The organism is Flagellimonas ochracea (genome assembly GCF_009903685.1).
In the GTDB taxonomy this organism is placed as follows: domain Bacteria; phylum Bacteroidota; class Bacteroidia; order Flavobacteriales; family Flavobacteriaceae; genus Flagellimonas; species Flagellimonas ochracea.
The window spans coordinates 525,652-543,127 of sequence record NZ_JAAABI010000001.1; the positions used below are offsets into that span (position 1 = coordinate 525,652).

The following is a 17,476-nucleotide window of genomic DNA, read 5'->3' on the forward strand; positions in this document are numbered from 1 at the left end:
CCATGGAGACTATTGTAACTTATGTTACCGAATTGAGCCCTTAAAAGTATTAGTTTTAGTATAGCATTGTTTTAAAGAAAAACAGATGAAAAGAAGAAACTTTGTTAAGAACACCGTTTTGGGTACGATGGCGACAGTTATTGGTACAGAAATAGTTTTTGGCACATCTATGCCAAAAGGGTATATACCATTGGCGCTACAAGACCCTGACCCGTTTAAAATGTTCAACAAGGATAAAGAAATGGTGGTTCTTAACGATAAACCATGGAATATCGAGGCCCAAGCGCATCTGTTGGATGACAAGGTTACACCTAATAAGTATATGTTCATTAGAAACAATGGCTTAATTCCGGAAAATATTGATGCAAATAATTGGACATTGACCATTGACGGAGAATCTGCAAAACAGCAGAAGACCTTTACACTCTCAGAGCTGAAATCAAAATTCAAGCATTATACCTATCAGCTCACATTGGAATGTGGTGGCAATGGACGAAGTGAATTTGACCCTCCGGCCAAGGGAAACCAATGGACCGTTGGCGCAGTATCGTGTGCCACATGGACAGGTATTAGACTTCGGGATGTACTTGCCGAAGTAGGCATAAAGAGTGATGCCGTTTACATCGGTTATCATGCCGCCGATGTTCACTTGAGCAGGAACCCAGACAAAGAACCTATTTCGAGGGGCGCACCCATGGCCAAGGCAATGCAAGAAGAGACACTTTTGGCGTTTAAAATGAACGGAAAGGATATTCCAATGTTACATGGTTATCCACTACGGTTGGTTGCAGGTGGCTGGCCAGCATCGGTCTCCGGTAAATGGGTAAATCGTATCAGTGTCCGCAATAAGGTCCATGATGGGGCAAAAATGACGGGAACGGCATATCGTGTTCCATGTACACCCGTAGCGCCCGGTGAGAAGGTAAAAGATGAGGATATGTGTATTATAGAATCAATGCCGGTAAAATCGTTGATTACCTTCCCAAAAACAGGAGCTATGATAAAAAGGGATAGAAAACTGAACATAAGGGGTCATGCTTGGGCTGGGGAGTTGGAAGTTTCCAAGATGGAATATTCCATAAATTTTGGATCTACATGGGCGACATGTTCCTTGGAAAAACCAGTGAATCGTTTGGCATGGCAGCATTTTTCCGCAAGTATTGAATTTCCCAAGAAGGGTTATTACGAAGTATGGGCCCGAGCCACGGATCAACAAGGTGTGGCGCAGCCAATGCTTTTACCAGGCTGGAATCCAAAAGGATATTTGAACAATGCATGTCATCGAATCGCAATTAAAGTGAGCTAATGGATAATTCGGAAAACGTTAGAAAAGCGATCAAGCAGGTATCCCGGTTAATGGCTGTAATTTTTATGGCGTTCGTTATTATTGCTGGTATGCTTGTCTACCTAATGGTAGATCCAACACTTTCCGCCTTTAAGTCCGCTCCTTCTACTGAAGAATATGTATCAGTGCAAGAAAGCAGTGAAGAACAGCTTAGCGAAGAAGACTTTGATAAAATAGAAAATGGCATACATGTTCGCACCGGTCTTTTGGAGGCAGAGGGATTAATGGAAGTGGTCAATAATTGCACCAACTGCCATTCGGCGAAATTAGTCACGCAAAATAGAATGAACAAAGAGCGTTGGATAGCCACGATAAGATGGATGCAAGAGACCCAGAATTTGTGGGATCTGGGAAATAATGAAGAAATCATAGTCAACTATCTGGTGACCAACTATCCAGTGAAGAAAAAGGGAAGAAGGGAAATATTATCAAATATTGAATGGTATGAACTTCAAGAATAGCATGTGGATTGTTTTGTTCTTGTCTGCCATGGTTTCCTGTAAACGAGGCAAAGACACCACATCACAAGAAATAAAGACTTATGCAAGTGTAAAACATCTCATGGAGGTGGAGGAGCTTCTTGAAATTCATAAGCATGAGAAAGTAGTTATAGTAGATTTTAGAAAAGACGAGGAATATAAAAAAGGTCATATCGAAGGTGCCATAAACATTTGGCGCACAGACATTGAAGATACCTCGTATCCGTATGGTGGAATGATGGCAAAAAAAGTGGATATCGAAACGTTTTTCAGCAAATTGGGCATTAAAAACGATGCTATTTTAGTGGTATATGACAATAAAGGATCAAGTGATGCAGCAAGATTGTGGTGGCTATTGAAAAGTTATGGTTTTGAATCCGTCAAATTATTGAATGGAGGACTAAGTGCTTGGAGACAGATCGGAGGAAGTACAAGTTATGAAATGACCAAGACAGAGCCTTCAATTTTTACGCTTCCGGTTAAGGACGCTTTAGATGCATGGATAGGGAAGGAAGAGCTTTTAGGAATGGTAAATTCATCCAACAATGTCATTATTTTGGATGCCCGTACTGAGGAAGAATTTAGTGGCAAAAGAAGGAAAGAAGGTGCTACCAAGGCTGGGAGAATTCCTAAGAGTATACATGTTGACTGGGCAAGGTCAATTGACTATGAAGGAACCAAAAAGTTTAGAACTTTTCCTGAATTGGAAGCGATATATAGTGAGCTGGAAGCTTCTAGAGATGACACGATCATTGTATATTGCCATACGGGTGTTAGGTCCGCTCACACCACTTTTGTTTTGACAGAATTATTGGGTTATGAACAGGTAAGAAATTATGATGGCTCTTGGACAGAATGGAGCCAATTTGACAATTTGCCGTTCGAAAAAGATAGTGTTCAATTTTAAAAAAATAAGTTATGGAGAAATATGTAGATGCTTTTGTAAATTCTTTTTTGGCTAGCATTGACTGGACGTGGAAATCAATTTTGTTCGAAGTGCCTTGGTACACGAATTACTTTTGGGGCCTTACCGCAATCTCGTTGGTTGTTTGGCTTTTGGAGATTATGTTTCCATGGCGAAAAGAACAATCTATTTTTAGACGTGATTTTTGGCTTGATACGTTCTATATGTATTTTAACTTTTTCATGTTCGCCATAGTCATTAGCGGTTTTTACAAACTGCTGGAGGTCTTCTTTATGGATTTGAACGTTACGGCTAAAAGTTTGGCCATTGTTGACATTTCTACCATGCCCACTTGGGCCCAATTAGTGCTCTTTTTCATTGTGCTTGATTTTGTGCAATGGTTCACCCATGTGCTATTACATAAGTACAGGTTTCTATGGAACTTTCACAAAGTACACCATTCTGTTAAGGAGATGGGGTTTGCCGCGCATCTTCGTTACCATTGGATGGAGAATATCCTGTATAAGCCCTTAAAAGTGTTTGGGGTCATGATCTTGGGTGGCTTTGAACCTGAACAGGCCTATATCGTGCATTTTGCAGCAATTGCCATTGGCCATTTGAACCATGCCAATATTAAAATCACATGGGGTCCATTAAAGTATGTTTTTAACAATCCCGTGATGCATTTGTACCATCATTCCTATGTATTGCCCAAAGGTAGTTATGGCGTTAATTTTGGTATTAGTTTGAGTCTATGGGATTATATTTTTAAGACCAATTATGTGCCGGAAGACAGTGGTACCATTGAGTTGGGCTTTCCTGGAGATGATAATTTTCCCCAAGATTTTCTGCATCAGAACATCTATGGTTTTGGTGGTAAGACTAAAAAAGATTAGCACATTATTGAACACCCTAAAATTAAGAAGTACGTTTAGGAATATAAATCCCCCTTTGCAAAATAACGAGACCCATCAGGGCCAACCAAATTACTTTGATATGGAAGAGTGGTTTGTAGATTTCAAAATTATCGGGAATCCCCATGACCACTCCCATGGCAGCTAGGCCCAAGATGGTAGTAAACCATCCCAACCATGCCTGTACAGTTTTTGATTTTACCAAACCAATGCCCAACAAGACAAGACCTACGCCCGAAAATACACGACCAAATCGCACAAAACAGGTAACATACTGATTCGTGTAGAGGATATTGTCCATAAATTCTTGAATTTCAACTACTGATTTGCCCATAGTCTCACCGACCCCCCAAGCTCCAAAATTATAATAAAACGCTGATGCAATAGCCAACGTAATGCTTCCTACAATGACCATTCCTGCACCGGGCGCAATGATAACACGATACGGTTTTTTTAGAGTTATCGATGCTAGGGCAAACATGGAAATGGCCATAATCACCCATCCAAAAATGTGGATTCGATACATCCAAATCCAAGGCCATAGGTTTTTACCAATTTCGGTAAAATCGGAAGCTTCCAAATACTCACCAACATGATGGGGCGATAAATACCATCCACCTCCGAGCATTAACGCAGCAGCTAAAAAGGACCAACCGGTAAATTGGGTCTCAAAATCTTTTTTCATAACTTCCATAAGCTTTAAATTTAAAAGGGTGAGGTACTTGAAATCCATTAAGAGGCTCCGTATACCCTATTCTTATTAATACCATTTTCGAGCAATCATGTTATGGTATAGTGGGTTGTCATTTAGGTGTTGGGTTCTTCCTTTTCAACAATCAACCAAACAATGAATGAATCAAGTTGAACTAGTACTGATATCTATATTCATATCAGTACATTTGATTATTCTCAAAGATAGATTGACATTTAAGTTTAAACTGTAACTTTAGTTACAAAGATGAAAAATATCAATATCAAAAGCACTGATGCCTATCAGCTTAGAGATAGTATTAAGCCAGATTGACCAGCCCAAAACAGATTCAGAATGAGGTGCAATCGAGAAATCAAAGACGCACGCGACATTTCTGCCAAATTAAAATGGCCGTTGATTTGGCAACAATAGGTAGCGGCCTTTAAAATATTGAAATGGAAATGAAAGAATATGACAATTGGGTCACATAAATATGTCATTACCTAATTTAAAAGCGCATTTGCCATGGTTACGAAAAAGCAAATAAGGAAATCAATTCTGCTTGCAGAAAAAGTGCTGATTGAGCATTTGGATAACCAACAAATTCGAGAAATTTCATCAACAATGGAGATAAGCTATCGGGAAATGGAATCGCAGCTACCCTTATTAAAATCTTCCTTCAATAGGATGCTGTTAAAAATATCGATTGATTCATTGGCTTTTTATAGGGCATTGTTAATGCAACTAAGGAAAGAAGATGCCCTTAAATTGATTCAACCCTTTGTGAATATGTGGATGGATGCTCAATTTAATAGCTGGACAGTAAGGAAAGTCTACGGCAGTCGTTTTTTACATCGATTATATCGACGTTATTGGTTCGCCAGAACCAATAAGGTAAACGACCTTGAGGGACAGAGATTTGAATACGTTCGTCCGTATGGCGATTTGTTCTACGGTGTTAATGTAACAAGATGTGGCCACGTCAACTTTCTAAAAAAGATGAATGCCCCAGAATTGGCGCCTTTTATGTGTCAAGCCGATTTCTATATCCAAAAATTTTTGCCAAAAGGTATAAAATTTGAGCGTAGCCAAGTAATCGCCGAAGGTGCATCATATTGTGACTTTAGGTATATTATGGAGTAGCTTTTGGATTAAAGGTCTTCAGTTTTTCAAATCCTGTTCAAAGTTCAGCAGAGTTCTATAAAATATTGGTTAAATGGGACTATGAAAAAAAATCAGCCAGCATTAAGGTGGGACGTAATGTCTCCCAAATGTTTTATTTCTCTCACTTAGCGATTTTAAAAATACAGTTCGAGATAAGCCTATTTAAAAAGTATACGAATCACACAAAATAGAGTTGATAAATTAAAAAGTACAATTCCTAATGAGTTATCTGATTTGCCCAAGCTATCTTATGGTTTCGCTTTAAACTTCTGTTAAACAAAGCAATAATTGTTAACATTTTGTAGTTTTGTAGTGAAATGAAGGACATTTTACGTCAAATTCTGTCATCTATATTGGCCCTATTGGTCTTGTTGTCAACGGTTTCGTGGACCGTGGATAAGCACCTATGTATGGGTAAAGTGGTGGACGTGGCATTTTTTGCTAACGCAAAAACGTGCGGTATGGAGGTTGATTCCAATAGCATGGATGCGGAATTTGAAAAATCTTGTTGCGATGAAGTTTCGTTTACCATGCAGGGTCAAGAAGATTTAAAAACCTCTTTTTTCGACCTGGACCTTAAGCAACAGGTGTTCTTAGTTGGCTTTACCTATTACTACATCAATTTGTTCCAAGATGTAGACACTGTTACAACTTCTTTTATTGGGCACCCGCCCCCCTTGCTCGATAAGGACTATCAAGTTCTTTTCGAGACTTTTTTGATTTGAGGTACTAGATATTCAAAGTGCGCCCTGCAGATTTCTGTTTTGGGTTTAATGTGCTGTTTATACTAATCAGTACATCTGCTGTAAATATCTAATACATCAAAACAATGTTGAATAAAGCGATAAAATTCTTAATCGAAAATAAACTGGTAGCGTTACTGTTACTGGCTCTATTTGTGGGCTGGGGTATAGTACATGCACCCTTTAAATGGGACATTGGATTTCTGCCAAGTGATCCCGTGGCGGTCGATGCCATTCCTGATATTGGGGAGAACCAGCAGATTGTCTTCACAAAATGGGACGGTCGCTCTCCACAGGATATTGAAGATCAGATTACCTATCCTTTGACCACCTCCCTTCTTGGAATTCCCGGGGTCAGAACCATCCGAAGCTCCTCCATGTTTGGATTCTCGAGCATCTATATCATTTTTGAAGAGGATGTGGAATTCTATTGGTCAAGAAGCCGAATTCTGGAAAAACTGAACTCTCTACCTGCTGGGTTATTGCCAAACGGAGTAAATCCGTCCCTAGGACCCGATGCAACGGGATTGGGGCAGATTTTCTGGTACACTTTGGAGGGTCGTGACGAAGATGGCAATGTTACTGGAGGATGGGACTTACATGAACTGCGCAGCATTCAAGACTACTACGTAAAGTATGCGCTGTCCTCGGCAAGCGGTGTTTCTGAGGTCGCTTCCATTGGAGGGTATGTCCAGGAATATCAAATCGATGTGGATCCTGAGCTGATGCGCCAATACGATATCCAGCTAGGGGATGTGGTGAAAGCTGTAAAACAATCCAATCAGGATATTGGGGCCCAGACTTTGGAAATCAACCAAGCTGAGTATTTGGTTCGCGGATTGGGATACGTAAAATCCATAGCGGACATAGAGAATGCAGTAGTAGATGCTGAAAACTATACCTCTATTCGGATTAAGGATGTGGCCCGGGTACATTTGGGTCCTGCCACACGACGAGGGATGCTGGACAAAGAAGGGGCCGAGGTAGTAGGTGGAGTTGTAGTTGCCAGATATGGTGCCAATCCATTGGATGTAATTAACAATGTAAAGGAAAAGATAGCTGAGCTTTCATCAGGACTGCCCACAAAGGAGTTGGTTGATGGACGCACTTCACAAGTGACCATTGTACCTTTTTATGACCGGACCGAATTGATCCAAGAGACCCTGGAGACACTTAATGAAGCTTTAACCCTTGAAATTCTAATTACCGTACTTGTCATTATTGTGATGGTGTTCAACCTACGTGCTTCCATCCTGATTTCGGGCTTGTTGCCCGTTGCAGTTTTGATGGTATTTATTTCGATGAAACTGTTTGGAGTTGATGCGAACATTGTTGCCCTCTCAGGTATTGCCATTGCAATTGGTACAATGGTGGATGTCGGGGTAATATTATCAGAAAACATCATTAGACATCTTGATGAAAACGAAGAGCGGAACGGCAATGAACAACTTACTATCAATAATGTGGTATATACTGCAACCACCGAAGTTTCTGGAGCGATACTGACAGCAGTGTTGACCACCATCATCAGTTTTATTCCGGTATTTACAATGATAGGTGCAGAAGGAAAGTTGTTCCGACCATTGGCATTTACCAAGACCATGGCCCTGACTGCCTCAATTATTGTTGCACTCTTTTTGATACCTCCTTTTGCCGCCTTTTTCTTTAGGAGAAAAAGAAGTAAAAGTATCGTAGGCTATGTCTTCAGTGCCTTGCTGATTATTACTGGTCTTGTTGCCGTAGTCTATGGATATTGGATAGGATTGGTATTGATGGCTTTCGGAACCATAAGACCTTTGAAGAATTCGAAATTGGCTTCTCGCTTGTTCAACGGATATACACTTTCAGACAAACAGGCGACCCGTCTGAACATCATTATTTCAGTTTCGGCCATAGTATTCCTTTTAGCTTCCTATTGGAGACCCTTGGGCTTTGACCGAAGCATTATAATGAACCTACTTTTTGTAAGTGTTATTTGCTTTGGATTATTAGGTACCTTTTGGGCATTCCGAAGGTATTATACAAGAATCCTTCAATGGGCGTTACAGAATAAAATGCTGTTCCTGTCAATACCTACAGTGATATTGGTTCTAGGTATTTTGATAATGAGAAATACGGGCAAGGAGTTTATGCCTGCTCTTAATGAAGGCTCGTTTCTGTTAATGCCTACCTCATTACCGCATTCCGGGGTAGAAGAGAACAAAAGGGTATTGCAGCAATTGGACATGGCGGTTGCAAGCATTCCTGAAATCGAAACGGTGGTTGGGAAATCGGGCAGGACGGAATCCGCCTTGGATCCCGCACCGCTTTCCATGTATGAAAACATGATACAATATCGGTCGGAATATGAATTGAACACTGATGGCGAACCCCAACGTTTTAGAATTGATGAAGAGGGTTATTTCGTGTTGAAAAATAGGAAAAAAGTTGCAAATCCCAATTTGAGCGGAAATGTCACCTCGAGCGAAGTCGAGAGGACTTTCTCCAGTATCGACAGAAATTTACTCATTGAAGATAATGATGGGGAGTACTACCGAAACTGGCGACCAGAAATTAAGTCCCCGGATGATATTTGGAACGAAATTGTAAGGATGACAAAGCTCCCTGGGGTGACATCTGCACCCAAATTACAACCTATCGAGACACGTTTGGTCATGCTCCAAACCGGAATGCGCGCACCCATGGGTATCAAGGTAAAAGGTCAGGACTTGAAGGAAATAGAGGCGTTTGGCCTTCAATTGGAAGACATTTTAAAAACAGCCGAAGGTGTTAAGCAACAGGCTGTCTTTGCAGACCGTATCGTGGGCAAACCCTATCTACTCATCGATATTGATAGGGAAAAATTGGCACGCTACGGGATCACGGTCGAAGCAGTACAAAGAGTTATTTCCATAGCTGTAGGTGGAATGCCATTGACCCAAACGGTAGAAGGGCGGGAACGCTATGCTGTTCGTGTACGCTATCCCAGGGAACTACGGAACAATCCCGACGATTTGAAAAGTATCTACGTGCCAGTATCCAAAGGAAGCCCGGTACCACTTAGCGAATTGGTTACCATTCGATATGAACAAGGCCCGCAGGTCATCAAAAGTGAGGACACATTTTTGGTAGGGTATGTATTGTTCGACAAGTTGGACGGTTTCGCCGAGGTTAACGTTGTGGAGAACGCCCAGGCAGCTATTCAGGGTAAAATTGACAGTGGTGAACTTACGGTGCCCAAGGGAATCAACTATGCTTTTACAGGAACTTATGAAAATCAGTTGCGGGCCGAAAAGACTTTGTCCGTTGTCGTACCATTGGCACTCATCATCATCTTTTTGATCCTGTATTTCCAGTTTAGAAGTGTGGCCACTTCGCTAATGGTATTTTCTGGGATTGCGGTTGCTTTTGCAGGCGGGTTCATCATGATATGGCTCTATGGGCAGGATTGGTTTTTCAATTTCAATCTTTTTGGTGAAAACTGGCGAGAGCTCTTTCAGATGCATTCCATCAATCTGAGTGTTGCCGTTTGGGTAGGTTTCATTGCACTATTCGGAATCGCCACGGACGATGGCGTGGTCATGGCCACTTATCTTACCCAAACTTTTGATAGAAACAGACCCGTGGATTTAAAAGGGGTTCACGATGCTGTCATTGAAGCAGGTGAAAAACGTATTCGACCTTGTTTGATGACCACCGCAACGACCATTTTGGCTTTGCTGCCCATTCTGACTTCCACGGGGCGCGGAAGCGATATAATGATACCAATGGCCATCCCAAGTTTTGGAGGAATGCTCATTGCACTCATTACCCTTTTTGTTGTTCCGGTATTGTTCGGTTGGCGAAAAGAAGTTCAACTCAAAAAAACAAGCAAATGAAAAAAGTAAAAACCATTATTGGCCTTTTGGTTGTTTCCGCTTTGGGGAATGCGCAAGAGTTGCAGTCCTATATCAACGAGGCTCAGGCAAACAACCCCGATATTCAGGCCTATGAAGTTCGATATAATATTGCCCAAGAAAAGGTCAACGAAGCCAATTGGCTGCCCAACACCGAATTTGGAGCTGGGTATTTTGTAAGTGAGCCGGAGACAAGAACAGGGGCCCAAGTGGCTCGATTTTCTGCCAAACAAATGTTGCCCTGGTTTGGTACGGTTTCCACACGTAAAAAATATGCAACGGCAATGGCAGAAACAGATTATGTGGATTATGTTGTAGCCAAACGAAAGTTGGCCTTGGCTGTGACACAGTCCTATTACAAGTTGTACGGCTTAAAGGCCAAGCATGATGTGTTGGACAAGAACATCCAACTGCTCAAAACCTATGAAACCTTAGCATTGACTTCAGTGGAAGTGGGCAAGGCCAGTTTAGTAGATGTGTTGAGATTACAAATTCGCCAGAACGAACTGCAGCAGCAAAAGGAAATCTTACGGCAACAATTTGTTGGAGAACAAGCCAGCTTCAATGGTTTGTTGAACCGGAACACTGGTTTGGTAGTAGAAGTGGCTGGTGTAGCAAATATTCCAGAAAATGACCTTGTTATGGTTGATAGTCTACAGCTAAACCCAGAACTGCTTCGTTTTGATAAAATGTATGAGTCAGTTGCCAAGGCAGAGTTGTTGAACCAAAAAGAAAGTGCCCCCATGTTTGGGGTTGGTTTAGACTATCTTCCCGTTCAAGAACGACCTGATATGACCTTTAGCGATAATGGGAAGGACATTGTGATGCCGATGGTATCACTTTCCATTCCCATTTTCAACAAACAATTCAGTTCCAAAACCAAACAGAACGAGCTCCGCAAACAGGAAATTACATTCCAAAAACAGGAGCGATTGAATGTCTTGGAGTCCGCTTTGGCGAAAGCAGTAGCAATGCGCAACGAAGCCCGTATTGCTTTTAACACCCACGCCAAAAATTTAAGACAGGCTGAGGATGCGGAGCAAATCCTAATAAAGAATTATGAGACCGGCACCATTGATTTCAATGATGTGCTGGATATTCAAGAACTGCAATTAAAATTTCAACTCAATCAAATTCAATCGGTGCAGCTGTACTACATACAATCTGCACTTATCAATTATTTAATAAACAAGTAAATCCAAAAACAATGAACACGAGAATCAAAAAATTTTTAGCTATCACCTTTGTTGCAACATTATTACTTTCAGTATCGTGCAAGGGCAAAACAGAGCAAAACACAGAGACCAATACCGAGCAAATCAAAACTACCGAAAAGCAGGGCAAGGAATATACCTCAGCTTATGTGTGCCCAATGCACTGTGAGGGGAGTGGCAGTGATACGGTAGGTACCTGTCCAAAATGTGGTATGGATTATGTGGCCAATGAAGAACACCAAAAAGATGGGCATACCCACTAAAATGAAAATCAAATCCGACCCGCAATGACTTTGATTAAAGTAAAAAATATGGTGTGTGACCGATGTAAATCGGTTTTGAAATCCGAGTTGGAAAAAAATGGATTTCGAGTGGGCCATATTGATTTGGGAGAAGTTCAATTTGGGGAGGGTTCGGAAATTGAAATGGACAAGATTCGAAAGATTTTGGATCGGAATGGTTTTGAATTGGTAATCAACCAGAACGAACAATTGATTGCCCAAATTAGGAACCATTTGATCATTGGACTACAGGACCGAAATTTGAACCAAAATCTCTCCGAATATCTTGTCGATAGGGTGTGCAAGGATTATTCGGTGCTGAGTAAATTGTTCAGCGCTCATGAGGGAATCACCATTGAAAAGTACTTCATCGGCCTGAAAATCGAAAAGGTGAAGGAACTGATTCAAATGGGGGACAGGACATTTTCCGAAATAGCCTATGGATTGGGTTACACCAGTAGTAGTCACTTGGCAAGGCAATTTAAATCAGCAACAGGAATGTCAATGGGGACATATCAAAAAGCAAGGGAATGGAACAGAAAACCACTGGACCAAATTGTATAAATAAAACCCATAATTGTACAAAACTTTGAAAATAATAGTAGGTAGTTTTGATGGTTAATTTGAAATTATGAAGCACACCTATCATATACATGGAATGACCTGCAATGGTTGCAGAACCCACGTTGAGAAAACACTCAATGGAGTTGACGGTGTCACCAGTGCAATGGTTGATTTGGAAAAGAAGGAAGCGGTCATCGAAATGAGTCGACATATCGATATTGATACTTTTCAGCAAGCTTTTGAGAAGGAGGGGGGCAACTATCGCATCCATTTGCCCGGAGAACACCATCACCCTCCCGAAAAGGAAGATAAGGGGAAACCGAAGAGCAATGGAACAGGGACGTTTTATTGCCCCATGCACTGCGAGGGAGAAAAAACTTATAACAAACCCGGTGACTGCCCAGTATGCGGTATGGACCTGGTCGAAGAACAAAGTTTGAATGCTGGCCCTGTCAATGGTCAATGGACTTGTCCGATGCATCCGGAGGTGGTGAAGGACGAACCAGGTAGCTGTCCCATCTGTGGAATGGATTTGGTACCAATGGAACCTGATCTTTCCGCTGAGGAGAAGACCTACAGTAAATTGCTCAAAAAGTTTTGGGTTGCGGTGGCCTTTACCCTCCCTGTTTTTCTTATCGCAATGAGCGAGATGGTTCCGAACAATCCGTTGTACAAGATTTTTGAACAGAAATATTGGAACTGGGCTCAGTTCATACTTTCAATTCCGGTGGTATTCTATGCTACATGGATGTTTTTTGAGCGTGCTTATCGGAGTATCAAGACCTGGAACTTGAATATGTTTACGCTAATTGGTATTGGGGCAGGAGTTGCGTGGATTTTTAGCATAGTCGGGATGTTTTTGCCCGATGTGTTTCCAGAGCAATTCAAAACGGAGTCAGGAACCGTACAGGTTTACTTTGAAGCGGCAACGGTTATTTTGACCCTGGTACTGCTCGGGCAATTGTTGGAGGCAAGGGCACATAGTAAAACCAACTCTGCCGTAAGAGAACTTTTGAAACTGGCCCCGAACAAAGCGGTTAAAGTGGTAAATGGAGAGGAGCTAGAAGTGGGTATTGATGCTATAGAAATAGGGGATATCCTAAAAGTAAAGCCAGGGGATAAAATTCCTGTTGATGGGATTATCACTGAAGGATACAGTGCCATAGATGAATCAATGATCACAGGAGAACCTCTCCCTGTAAACAAAATTGAAGGAAATAAGGTTAGTAGTGGAACCATCAATGGGAATCAATCCTTTTTGATGAAAGCCGAGAAGGTAGGGAGTGACACACTACTTTCCCAAATCATAACGATGGTGAACGATGCGAGTCGTAGTCGGGCACCCATTCAAAAGTTGGCAGATACCGTTTCCTCTTATTTCGTGCCCATAGTCGTTCTAATTGCTCTAGTGACCTTTGCCGTTTGGGCCATTTTGGGGCCTGAGCCTGCCTATGTCTACGCTCTGGTCAATGCTATTGCTGTTTTGATAATTGCTTGCCCATGTGCTTTGGGACTGGCGACCCCCATGTCCGTTATGGTTGGGGTAGGAAAAGGTGCCCAAAATGGAGTGCTCATCAAAAATGCCGAGGCATTGGAAAAAATGGACAAGGTGGACACCTTGATTGTAGACAAGACAGGAACCATCACCGAAGGAAGGCCAGCAGTCGAAAAAGTGGGCTCATTTAGCCAAGGTTTTAATGAGAGTTCTATTCTTGAAATGATAGTTGCTCTCAACAGCAACAGTGAACATCCTTTGGCCGAAGCAACCGTAGTCTATGGGAAGGATAAAGGGGTAAAAGCTCAAAAGTTAGAAAAATTCAATGCCGTAACTGGAAAGGGGGTTGAAGGAAAAGTGGATGGAAAACGATTGGCCCTAGGGAACCCCAAAATGATGGAATATACCAATGCAACTATTTCTGCTAGTATGAAGACAGAAGCCAAGGAATATCAGCAAAAAGGAAAGACAGTTTCATTCTTATCCGCTGATGGGGAAGTTATTGGCTACGTGGTCATCGGTGATAAGATTAAAAAGACCAGCGCCAAAGCTATAAAGGAGTTGCAGGATAAAGGAGTAGCTGTAACCATGCTTACAGGTGACAATCACGAAACGGCAAATGCGGTGGCAAATGAGCTCTGCTTGTCCAATTTCAAAGCAAGTATGCTGCCGGAAGATAAGCTTAGGGAAGTGGAACGACTGCAATCTGAAGGCAAGGTGGTGGCAATGGCTGGTGATGGCATCAACGATGCACCCGCACTGGCTAAAAGTGATGTGGGTATCGCAATGGGCACTGGTACGGATGTGGCTATTGAAAGTGCAGCGATTACCTTGGTGAAAGGCGACCTGCAGGATATTGTCAAAGCAAGAAACCTTAGTAGTACGGTGATGAAAAACATCAAGCAAAATCTGTTTTTTGCTTTGATTTATAACATATTGGGCGTACCTGTTGCAGCAGGAGTGCTATATCCTGTCTTTGGAATATTGTTGTCTCCAATGATTGCGGCCCTGGCCATGAGTTTTAGTTCGGTATCGGTCATCGCAAATGCTTTGCGACTAAAAAATGTAAAAATTTAATTGAATATGATAAATAGGAACACGGCAAAATGGATTCGAAAATCACATAGATACCTTGGTATCTTTTTGGGTATTCAATTTTTGTTCTGGACCATCAGTGGTCTTTACTTTAGTTGGACGAATATTGATGAAATCCATGGTGACCATTTCAAGAATATGGAATACCAGCCCCAAGCGTTTTCGGGTTTAATGGCTCCATCCGAATTAAATATCAAAGAAGGAGTCAAATCGATTGAAATTAGGGATATCAGCGGTGTGCCTTACTATTGGATCAACAAAAACCAATTGTTCAATGCTTTGGATGGAACATCCAAGTTATTCATCAATGAGGAAGAGGCCCTTTATGTTGCTGGCAATTATATGAGGAATGGATTGGTTGTTTCCAATGTTTCCCTCATAGAAAAGACAGGAAAACATCACGAATATCGCGAAAGGCTTTTGCCGGCCTATGTAATTACTTATCAAACTGATGAAAACTTGAAGGCCTACGTATCTGCCATCGATGGAAAGTTTCAGACGGTCCGTCACAGGGATTGGCGCATTTTTGATTTTCTGTGGATGACCCATACGATGGATTACGAGGGTAGGGATAATTTCAATACCACGGTACTTAGATCTTTTTCGTTATTGGGACTGATAACCGTCCTAAGTGGATTTGTTCTTTGGTATATCAGCTCGCCTTCAGTTATTAAAATTAAAAAACGATTAAAAGGAAAGAAATGAAACAGCGTATAATTTATATCGGAATCGCAGCCATAGTTGGATTGGCAGTTGGATATCTTCTATTTGGAAAATCCGATACCGATACTATGGAGGTGGTTGAACATGATCATAATTCAGAAACTGGTCAAATGTGGACCTGTTCCATGCACCCACAAATTATGCAACCAGAAGCTGGGGATTGTCCAATCTGTGGCATGGATTTGATTCCGGCAGAAGTAGGAGCGGATGGATTGTCTCCTGAACAGTTCAAAATGACAAAAAATGCGCTGGCTTTGGCAAATATTCAGACCACGGTGGTGGGAAGTGCTGAGGGTGATAATGATAATATAATTACTTTATCAGGTAAGATTGGGGTTAACGAGGAAGCAATGGCCGTGCAAGCCAGTTATTTTGATGGAAGGATTGAACGATTGAATGTAAATTATGAAGGGCAAGAGATACGAAAGGGCCAATTATTGGCAACCATTTATTCACCTGAACTGGTGGCAGCACAACAAGAATTGTTGACAGCAGCTTCTCTGAGGGAATCGCAACCACAATTATACAGTGCGGTTCGTAATAAGTTAAAACTTTGGAAATTATCGGATAATCAAATCAATAACATCGAAAGCTCGGGTAAGGTAAAGGAGAACTTCCCCGTGTATGCAACAGTTTCCGGAACTGTCTCAGAGGTAATGAGCTCAGCAGGCGACTATCTAAAAAAGGGTCAACCAATTGCAAAGGTCAGTGATTTGAGCACTGTTTGGGCGGAGTTTGATGCCTATGAGAGCCAGTTTTCTCAACTCAAAAAAGGACAGAAAATCAGTATAGCCGCCAATGCTTACCCCAACAAAACTTTTGATGGCCAAATAACCTTTATTGATCCTGTTCTGGATAATACAACCAGAACAGTAACTGTGCGTGCCACGCTTAGGAATCAAAAGGATATGTTCAAGCCGGGTATGTTCGTTACAGGCAAAATTGAGAGTGGCATGGCTATCGCCGAAACCACATTGTTTGTACCCTCAAGCGCTGTAATGTGGACAGGGGAACGTTCTTTGGTTTATGTAAAGGTAAACAGAGATGAACCCATCTTTGAAATGCGTGAGGTAATGTTGGGCGCCAGAAACGGAGAAAATATTGAAGTTACCCATGGGCTTGATTCTGGAGAAGAAATCGTTACTAATGGAACCTTCACAGTAGATGCCGCTGCACAATTACAAGGCAAAAGAAGTATGATGAACAAAACTGGTGGTAAGACAATGACAGGTCACGAAGGCCATATTGGCAAGCAGGAAGATATGGGTTCGGACAGTTCGAAAGAAATGATGAAGATGGAATTTTCGGATAATTTTCAGAAAGATTTTGAAGCCGTATTGCCGGCCTATTTGAAGTTAAAGGATGCCTTGGTAGCCAGTGATGCACCCAAAACTTCCATGGATGCCAATGCAACTTTGAAAATATTGAAAAAGCTCGATTTGTCTAATACGGGAGCTATGGAAAAAGCACACATACATAAGATTATTGAAATGCTGGAGGCCATCGCCAACAAAGAGGATTTGGAAAACCAACGGACCCATTTTGTAATCCTGAACGAAAATATGGTCGCCATTGCCAGCAACCTGGATTCATTGGGCAACACGTTCTATGTTCAAAAATGCCCCATGGCGAACAATAACAAAGGAGCTGTTTGGTTAAGTACCGAAAACGAAATCCGAAATCCTTATTATGGTGATGCGATGCTAAAATGTGGGAGTGTCGTTAAAATTATTGATTAGATTTTAACAGCGTGTCTTGTTAAACGGCCTTTTTTAGAATCAATAGAAAAGAGCAGTTTTTTGGTTTGCCAAAGTCCCATTTCTAATCTTTTTTGATATTCTCGTTATTTCACCATTTACGGGAAGGTTCGATACGAATTTTCTATTTCTTCTAGCATTTTGATTTCAATTGATGTTAAACAACTTTATATGGTGTTTTAACGATATCATTTAAAACTACAAAAAAATAAAAAACCCTGTAAATCAATCG

General features: G+C 41.4%; 14 protein-coding genes. 13 read left to right on the forward strand and 1 reads right to left on the reverse strand.

Annotation, left to right across the window (positions count from 1 at the left end; translation table 11 throughout):
* Positions 1-85 precede the first annotated feature (85 nt).
* The 4 genes from GTQ34_RS02520 to GTQ34_RS02535 are packed head-to-tail and all read left to right on the forward strand — an operon-like array spanning position 86 to position 3,624.
* A complete protein-coding gene (locus GTQ34_RS02520) occupies positions 86-1,306 on the forward strand; it encodes a sulfite oxidase (RefSeq protein ID WP_166522182.1) in 1,221 nt (406 codons plus the stop codon).
* A complete protein-coding gene (locus GTQ34_RS02525; protein WP_166522183.1) occupies positions 1,306-1,806 on the forward strand; it encodes a monoheme cytochrome C in 501 nt (166 codons plus the stop codon). Before GTQ34_RS02520 ends, GTQ34_RS02525 begins: the two co-directional genes overlap by 1 nt.
* A complete protein-coding gene (locus GTQ34_RS02530; protein WP_166522184.1) occupies positions 1,790-2,731 on the forward strand; it encodes a sulfurtransferase in 942 nt (313 codons plus the stop codon). Before GTQ34_RS02525 ends, GTQ34_RS02530 begins: the two co-directional genes overlap by 17 nt.
* 11 nt (positions 2,732-2,742) lie before the next feature.
* Complete coding sequence (locus GTQ34_RS02535; RefSeq protein ID WP_166522185.1) at positions 2,743-3,624, forward strand: sterol desaturase family protein; 882 nt, start codon at positions 2,743-2,745, stop codon at positions 3,622-3,624.
* A gap of 22 nt (positions 3,625-3,646) precedes the next feature.
* Here the strand turns inward: GTQ34_RS02535 and GTQ34_RS02540 are convergent, their stop codons facing one another.
* The gene (locus GTQ34_RS02540) at positions 3,647-4,327 is read right to left on the reverse strand and encodes a hypothetical protein (protein WP_166522186.1); all 681 of its coding nucleotides are present in this window, start codon (positions 4,325-4,327) and stop codon (positions 3,647-3,649) included.
* 531 nt (positions 4,328-4,858) lie between these two features.
* Between GTQ34_RS02540 and GTQ34_RS02545 the strand changes: the two genes are divergently transcribed.
* The 9 genes from GTQ34_RS02545 to GTQ34_RS02585 all read left to right on the forward strand — a co-directional run bounded on the left by GTQ34_RS02545 (position 4,859) and on the right by GTQ34_RS02585 (position 17,226).
* The gene (locus GTQ34_RS02545; protein ID WP_166522187.1) at positions 4,859-5,476 is read left to right on the forward strand and encodes an L-2-amino-thiazoline-4-carboxylic acid hydrolase; all 618 of its coding nucleotides are present in this window, start codon (positions 4,859-4,861) and stop codon (positions 5,474-5,476) included.
* A gap of 338 nt (positions 5,477-5,814) precedes the next feature.
* Positions 5,815-6,222 (forward strand): HYC_CC_PP family protein, encoded by a 408-nt coding sequence (locus GTQ34_RS02550; protein ID WP_235914948.1) that lies wholly within the window; start codon positions 5,815-5,817, stop codon positions 6,220-6,222.
* A gap of 104 nt (positions 6,223-6,326) precedes the next feature.
* Positions 6,327-10,097: an efflux RND transporter permease subunit gene (locus tag GTQ34_RS02555; RefSeq protein WP_166522188.1), complete on the forward strand. Its 3,771-nt coding sequence runs from the start codon at positions 6,327-6,329 to the stop codon at positions 10,095-10,097.
* Positions 10,094-11,311, forward strand: a complete 1,218-nt coding sequence (locus GTQ34_RS02560) for a TolC family protein (protein WP_166522189.1) — start codon at positions 10,094-10,096, stop codon at positions 11,309-11,311. Before GTQ34_RS02555 ends, GTQ34_RS02560 begins: the two co-directional genes overlap by 4 nt.
* Before the next feature lie 11 nt (positions 11,312-11,322).
* Positions 11,323-11,592: a heavy metal-binding domain-containing protein gene (locus tag GTQ34_RS02565; protein ID WP_166521711.1), complete on the forward strand. Its 270-nt coding sequence runs from the start codon at positions 11,323-11,325 to the stop codon at positions 11,590-11,592.
* Between the two features lie 24 nt (positions 11,593-11,616).
* Entirely contained in the window at positions 11,617-12,174 is a 558-nt protein-coding gene (locus tag GTQ34_RS02570; RefSeq protein ID WP_166522190.1) for a helix-turn-helix domain-containing protein, read from the forward strand.
* A gap of 67 nt (positions 12,175-12,241) precedes the next feature.
* On the forward strand, positions 12,242-14,746 hold the full coding sequence (locus tag GTQ34_RS02575; RefSeq protein ID WP_166522191.1) for a heavy metal translocating P-type ATPase: 2,505 nt from the start codon (positions 12,242-12,244) through the stop codon (positions 14,744-14,746).
* A 6-nt stretch (positions 14,747-14,752) separates the two neighbouring features.
* Positions 14,753-15,469, forward strand: coding sequence for a PepSY domain-containing protein (locus GTQ34_RS02580; protein ID WP_166522192.1), 717 nt, complete (start codon positions 14,753-14,755; stop codon positions 15,467-15,469).
* Positions 15,466-17,226, forward strand: coding sequence for an efflux RND transporter periplasmic adaptor subunit (locus tag GTQ34_RS02585; RefSeq protein WP_166522193.1), 1,761 nt, complete (start codon positions 15,466-15,468; stop codon positions 17,224-17,226). The genes GTQ34_RS02580 and GTQ34_RS02585 overlap by 4 nt, the downstream gene beginning before the upstream one ends.
* Positions 17,227-17,476 lie beyond the last annotated feature (250 nt).

Excerpts from the sequence above, each read along its gene's own strand:
- GTQ34_RS02520 (WP_166522182.1), top strand. The coding sequence starts at position 86 with ATGAAAAGAAGAAACTTTGTTAAGAACACCGTTTTGGGTACGATGGCG.
- GTQ34_RS02525 (WP_166522183.1), top strand. The coding sequence starts at position 1,306 with ATGGATAATTCGGAAAACGTTAGAAAAGCGATCAAGCAGGTATCCCGG.
- GTQ34_RS02530 (WP_166522184.1), top strand. The coding sequence starts at position 1,790 with ATGAACTTCAAGAATAGCATGTGGATTGTTTTGTTCTTGTCTGCCATG.
- GTQ34_RS02535 (WP_166522185.1), top strand. The coding sequence starts at position 2,743 with ATGGAGAAATATGTAGATGCTTTTGTAAATTCTTTTTTGGCTAGCATT.
- GTQ34_RS02540 (WP_166522186.1), bottom strand. The coding sequence starts at position 4,327 with ATGAAAAAAGATTTTGAGACCCAATTTACCGGTTGGTCCTTTTTAGCT.
- GTQ34_RS02545 (WP_166522187.1), top strand. The coding sequence starts at position 4,859 with ATGGTTACGAAAAAGCAAATAAGGAAATCAATTCTGCTTGCAGAAAAA.
- GTQ34_RS02550 (WP_235914948.1), top strand. The coding sequence starts at position 5,815 with ATGAAGGACATTTTACGTCAAATTCTGTCATCTATATTGGCCCTATTG.
- GTQ34_RS02555 (WP_166522188.1), top strand. The coding sequence starts at position 6,327 with ATGTTGAATAAAGCGATAAAATTCTTAATCGAAAATAAACTGGTAGCG.
- GTQ34_RS02560 (WP_166522189.1), top strand. The coding sequence starts at position 10,094 with ATGAAAAAAGTAAAAACCATTATTGGCCTTTTGGTTGTTTCCGCTTTG.
- GTQ34_RS02565 (WP_166521711.1), top strand. The coding sequence starts at position 11,323 with ATGAACACGAGAATCAAAAAATTTTTAGCTATCACCTTTGTTGCAACA.
- GTQ34_RS02570 (WP_166522190.1), top strand. The coding sequence starts at position 11,617 with ATGACTTTGATTAAAGTAAAAAATATGGTGTGTGACCGATGTAAATCG.
- GTQ34_RS02575 (WP_166522191.1), top strand. The coding sequence starts at position 12,242 with ATGAAGCACACCTATCATATACATGGAATGACCTGCAATGGTTGCAGA.
- GTQ34_RS02580 (WP_166522192.1), top strand. The coding sequence starts at position 14,753 with ATGATAAATAGGAACACGGCAAAATGGATTCGAAAATCACATAGATAC.
- GTQ34_RS02585 (WP_166522193.1), top strand. The coding sequence starts at position 15,466 with ATGAAACAGCGTATAATTTATATCGGAATCGCAGCCATAGTTGGATTG.